This is a genomic window from Bradyrhizobium sp. GCM10028915, assembly GCF_042666195.1.
Lineage (GTDB): Bacteria > Pseudomonadota > Alphaproteobacteria > Rhizobiales > Xanthobacteraceae > Bradyrhizobium > Bradyrhizobium canariense_D.
The window spans coordinates 1-5,228 of the sequence record NZ_JBHTFN010000036.1 but is presented as its reverse complement, the minus strand read 5'-3'; the positions used below and the strand labels follow the sequence as shown (position 1 = coordinate 5,228).

Annotated in this window: 5 protein-coding genes and 1 pseudogene; 5 read left to right on the top strand and 1 reads right to left on the bottom strand. The window is 63.8% G+C overall.

The features are described 5' to 3' along the window. Positions 1 to 479: 479 nt before the first annotated feature. Positions 480 to 689, bottom strand: a pseudogene (locus ACFQX9_RS17455) (hypothetical protein); the annotation flags it as partial. Positions 690 to 1,275: 586 nt separating this feature from the next. Between ACFQX9_RS17455 and ACFQX9_RS17450 the strand changes: the two are divergent. The 5 genes from ACFQX9_RS17450 to ACFQX9_RS17430 all read left to right on the top strand — a co-directional run. Beyond that, positions 1,276 to 1,476, top strand: a complete 201-nt coding sequence (locus ACFQX9_RS17450) for a hypothetical protein (protein ID WP_377789809.1) — start codon at positions 1,276 to 1,278, stop codon at positions 1,474 to 1,476. A gap of 916 nt (positions 1,477 to 2,392) precedes the next feature. Next, entirely contained in the window at positions 2,393 to 3,151 is a 759-nt protein-coding gene (locus ACFQX9_RS17445) for a sensor histidine kinase (RefSeq protein WP_377789807.1), read from the top strand. Positions 3,152 to 3,672: 521 nt separating this feature from the next. Next, a complete protein-coding gene (locus tag ACFQX9_RS17440; protein WP_377789806.1) occupies positions 3,673 to 4,059 on the top strand; it encodes a response regulator in 387 nt (128 codons plus the stop codon). Positions 4,060 to 4,458: 399 nt separating this feature from the next. Next, a complete protein-coding gene (locus ACFQX9_RS17435) occupies positions 4,459 to 4,623 on the top strand; it encodes a hypothetical protein (protein ID WP_377789803.1) in 165 nt (54 codons plus the stop codon). 83 nt (positions 4,624 to 4,706) lie between these two features. Next, positions 4,707 to 5,228 (top strand): hypothetical protein (locus ACFQX9_RS17430; RefSeq protein WP_377789800.1); only part of this gene is annotated, 522 nt, incomplete at its 3' end.

The following is a 5,228-nucleotide window of genomic DNA, read 5'->3' as shown; positions in this document are numbered from 1 at the left end:
GTCACTTGGCGGCAGCCATCGGCCTGGCCCTTATCGAGAACGGATGGCGCGTCCTCTTCACCCGCACCACCGATCTCGTCCAGAAGCTCCAGGTGGCGCGGCGCAGGCGCACCGCGCTCGAGCGGAAGCGTGGTCCATCACCGCCGCGCTGGCGTGGTCAGAACTCAATTCCCTGCGCGGGGCTGCCGAGCACAACGTGCCGGAAGGGCGGCCTACTCGGCAGCTGGTTACCGATGCAAGGCGCAGCGCGTCCTCCCACCCCTCTCCAAGCCGCTAGGGTCGCGTTCAGGGGGAAAGGCGATGCCGCACCCGCCCACGGCATCAAATCCTCCCTGGTGAGGCCAGAACCACCGGCTGGGCGCGCAAGCTTGGTCCTCGGGAGCGGTCTATCGGCGGCTCTCTTCCGCTGCGGGACGGCGGCCAGGCTCCTTCGGGTGCGCGCTGCGGCACCATGCACAACGACACGGGCGTGGGCGTGAGGCCTGGCCGGGTCCGGAGAAGCTCGGCGCAGGGGGCGTCGCGCGAGACGCCGGCAGCGGCCGCTCGGTCGGTCCGGATGCCGAGGGCTGACCGCCCCTTATGTCATACCGCTTGGCGAGATCCAGGAGACGACGCCGGGTGAACGGATCGGCCTTCTCGGCCATACCCCGGACGCTTTGGGCCAGACCTCGGTAGAACTCCTGCTCCATGACACGCCCCTCAACATCACTGCCCAGAGTTGAGTGATCTGCGGCCACGGAGTCAAGAAGGGCCGCAATAGTGCGTGAACCCGACCTAATTTTTGTCGGCCAGCTTGAGCTCGCGATCTCGGCTGAACTAGAGTGCCATCGCAGGGGAAAAACAGATGGCCATGCTCCATCCGGTCCGGAAGGCGTGCCCGGCGTGCGGCAAGCCGATGAAAGCTGTGTCCGAGGAAGCTTCAGAACGGCCGCCGCGGTACGTGTGCACCAATTGCAACGATGACCCGCTACACGACCCCGCCGCCCGCAAATGGGCGGACGGTCCGCTGCGCCCCCCGGAGCCGTAGGCGTTCGAGCTGCGCGCGGTCTTGATGTCGAGCATGGAACGGGCTCGGCCGGATCCCGTTGATGTGGCGGGCCCGCGCGAATGCACGGCCCGCGTGGCTCCGCCCTCAAGCCCCCCAGCCCCCAAAAGGCGGGGCCACGCTCAACCTTCCCAGTCATTCCGTAAAATTTTTCCGTTGCCCGTAACTTGCGTGAATCCCCGGCTGGCCGGGTTCAGGCAGAATGGTGCTTTCGCTGGGGGAGACCTCCAATGTTCGATGCTGAAACCACCGCGCTGTTGCGCGCGGTTCTCGACGAGGTTTGCGAGAGCGTGTCACGCTACGAGACCTCTGCCCGCACCCACGTAGCCTCTATGATCCTCGAAGCCGCCAGCAGGGGCGAGACATCGGTTGACGGGCTGAAGCAGATCGGCAGGAGTGCACTTCGCGAGGCGCCAACCGTGCGGCATTGACCTGCTCTCGATCGAGCGGCGGCGGCCAGCGCTGCGTCGCATGGAAAAAGCGGATGAGCATGCGCGCAACTTTAAGAACGACTTCTTTGGAACGAGCGGAAGCTGCCCTCATTCGAGAGGTCAGGCAAGACGTAGGCGCTTCTCAATTGCGTGAGCCATTCGCATCACATAGTTGGTGCGCATGGAGACTCCCGAAGAACTTCTACTGAGGTTGGCGACCGTTCTTGACGGCCTTGAGTCGGATGCAGGGCTGCTAGTTCCAGCACGCTACATGGAACGTGGGTTCGGCGGCACTGGCGCACTCGCAATTTCTAAGGCTGAGGTCTTCGCGCGCGCCCACGGTTGCGAGTTTGAATACAGCCGCACCAAACGACAGGGCAGGTTCTCACGCAAATATCCGCCGGGCGGACGGGCCTAGGTTCGTCGGGCCTTCAGCACACTGAGTGCGCGCCGGAAGCACGTTGAGCGGCACCGAGCTTCCGCAACATCTGCAGTCGACCAGGGCCGGCAGGAAAGGAAATTGCTTAACTCCCTGCTGGCGGTGATCTCCGCCCGCTTCGTCGCGGGCTCAGGTCCGAGGGCCCGCCTGTGGCTCGGGAGGCGGTTGAGCGGCTGGACGCTCCGGAGGCGGCGTGGTCGTTCCCAACCGACGTCCGTCACGCAAGTGACGATTGCTGCGGGCGCGAGCGGAACGGTAATTCCCGCCTCGCGGTTTGCATTTCCATGAACAGGCTGTACCCGCTGGTGTTGGAGCACCGGATCCCGACAGTTGCTCGCTACGGCATCTCGGCCTGCATCATGGTGGTCTGCGCCGTGCTGCAGATGGGGCTTCAGATGCAGACCGGCGCGCCAGGGTTCTTCCTGCTGCTGCCGGGCGTGTTCATCGCGGGCCTGATCTTCGACCACGGGTCCGGTCTTGGCGGCCGTCATCGCCGTCGTAGTAGGGGCCTACCTCAGCTACCCCGGCGCATTCGCGCTCGACTACCTGTCAACCAACGCCCTGTTCGCGATCACAGCAGCCGGAACGGCGCTCGTAGCCGAGTTTCAGCGCATCGAGCTCCGTCGGGTCATGATGGCGGACAAGACCAAAGCCTTGCTGCTGCAGGAACTGGCGCACAGGACCAAGAACAACCTCGCCATCCTGGGCGCCATGATCCGCCTGGAGGCACGGCATGGCGGGCCCGAGCTCGCGCGTCCGCTGGAAGCTACCGCACGCAGGCTGCAGGTAATGGCGGAGGTCTACGACCATCTCTCGTCGAAGGAGGACTCGCGCTCCGTCAACATGCGCTATTTCCTGAACGACGTGGTCGAAAAGGTCTTCGAGTCGCTGGCGCCTTCCGCGCCTGTGGCTTTCCAGGTCTCATGCGAGGATTTCTCGCTGCCGCACAACCAGGCGCTTGCGATCGGTATCATCACCAACGAGCTCGTCACCAACTCGCTGAAATACGCTTTTCCTGACGAGACCGCGGGCCACATCACTGTCTCGCTGTCGAACAGCAAAGGAATCGAGCTGTCGGTCTCCGACAATGGCGCCGGCGTTTCGGCCCCAGCCGATCCGGCCGGATTGGGCTCTCGGATCGTACAGCTGCTGACCCAGCAGCTCGAGGGCGAGATCACATACGAACGGCTCAGCCCAGGGCTGCGCGTCCGAGTGCGTGCTGCTTCAGTGGCCTAGTTTGCGCGGTGGTCTTCCGAAGAGCGCAGGTGATCGAGCAAGGATTTCAGGAAAGGCGGAAGTTCCGTCTCCACTCCCATGTTCTGCTGCAGGCGTTCTCCCGCCAACGGCGCGGCCGGGTAGCTCGTCTGGGCTGACCGGATTCCTCATTGGCGCACCGGCTATCATCCTCGCCTTTGCCAACATTCGGCACAAGGAATCGTTCGGCGGGTCCGGCCGAAATGTTCACTTTTGTACATTTAGCGGGAACGAGTCGCGGACGTTGTACTTTCCTTTTGGGCGTGGGCGGGTGGTCGTGCGTGGTGGAGGCGTGGCGGGACAAGAGTATTCAACCGGCAGGCTGCGACCCTGCCGAGATACGCGAAGGCGGTTGCCGAGCCGGAGGTCGCGGCAGGCCTGGTCGAGAAGGCCGCCGACTTGAAGGAGCAGGCAGAACGACCCCGCGACGATGCCGGTGACGAGGCGCCCGACGCCGCCGGCGGATAGTCGTTTCGGGCTAGTTGAGGGCAATGGAGCCGTGAGTGACCGATCCCGTTCGCATTCTGGTGGCCGAGGATGAAGTCTCGATCCAGCACATCGTCGAGGAGGCTCTCGCGGACGGCGGATTCGAGGCCGACATCGCGCCATCTGGTGAAGAGGCGCTTTCCCGCTTCCGAGACGACCGCTCCGGATATCGCGCCTTGCTCACCGATATCGGCATCGGCGCCGGACTGAATGGGTGGGGCCTTGCTCGGCGGATCCGCGAGATCGACCCGGACTTTCCGATAGTCTACATGACGGGCGGGCACTCCGAAGAATGGAAGTCGCAAGGCGTGCCGAACAGCATCCTAATCGAAAAGCCATTCGCGCCGGCGCAACTGGTAACGGCGATCTCGCAGCTTCTAAATGCGGGCTCGGCGCCGGTCTGACCGGGCGCGGGGCCGCGTCGCCGGCTTCAGAGCAGCGTGACGACCGCGAGGGCAACGGCGAGGCCCGCCACGGTCACGCACCAGCATGACACCTCAAGGAATCGCATAAACCGCGCCCCTGTTTCGAAAGGTCCTGCCCGGCGGCGAGACTACAGCGGGAACCCGGTCCCCGGAACCGAAACTTTTTCATGCCTTCATGAATTCAGCACAGGGGCTCGAACGCGAGGCAACAGGCCAATGGCTCCCATGCCGATAGGCGAGGTGGTTCTCACTGTCGCACTCATGACAGGCGCCTTCCTGGGCGAGGCCGCCCTTTTCACCGCTCTCGGAATCTTCTGAACACTGCGGCGCTGGCGCGAGAGCGTCGGTCGGCGCGCCGTGCCGAAGGAGGGAGGTGCGATGTCGACGACAGCAAAGCTGCTGGCGCAGAAGCAGGAGCTGCTCCGGCAGCTCGAGAGCGATCCTGGCCCGAACGAGCGCGAAGAGATCGAGCGAATTCTCACAAAGATCGAGACCGCGTTGAGCTTGCTTGGTCCCGATCTTCCTTTGGCTGAACGCGAGTAGCTCGAGTTTCTGTCCGGCATAACGCTTCTTGGAACGTACTCGGCCTTCGCCGCTTTTCCAGGATGATGCCGGAGGGAAATGCGATGGAATCGATGGTCGCTCTTGCGTTGGCACTCGCTGCCTCGACATCGACGGTTTTGGCGCAACCGGTCAGATGGACCAGGTACACGATTCCGCAGACCGGCACCGCGGTGGATTTCCCATCCTCTATCTTTACGGAAGAAGCCGGTCGCCCCGACGGATACGGGCAGCGATTCCGAACCGCCGACGGGCGCGCCGACATCACCATCCAGGCCGCGCGCAACGTCGCGAACGATTCACCCGCTGCCTTTCTGGCAAGGAAGGGGCCGCCGCCGCGCATCCAGTACAAGCGGGTCATACCGCGGTTCTTCGCGGTCTCCAGCTACAAGGGCGACAAGGTTTTTTACGACCGCTGCAACTTCTCGGGGCGGCTGGTCCATTGCGTGCTGATCAACTATCCCGCCGAAGAAGAGCGCGCCTGTGCGGATTCCGACGAAGTCGCCCAGGCGTACCGATATGAAGTCGCCCGTGGATTCCGAGACGATGTCGCCCACCTTTCCGATTTGATCTCGCCCAGCGGCGAG

Bases quoted from the DNA above. Each gene is read 5' to 3' on its own strand.
- ACFQX9_RS17450 (WP_377789809.1), top strand. From the start codon at position 1,276: ATGTTCGATGCTGAAACCACCGCGCTGTTGCGCGCGGTTCTCGACGAG.
- ACFQX9_RS17435 (WP_377789803.1), top strand. From the start codon at position 4,459: ATGTCGACGACAGCAAAGCTGCTGGCGCAGAAGCAGGAGCTGCTCCGG.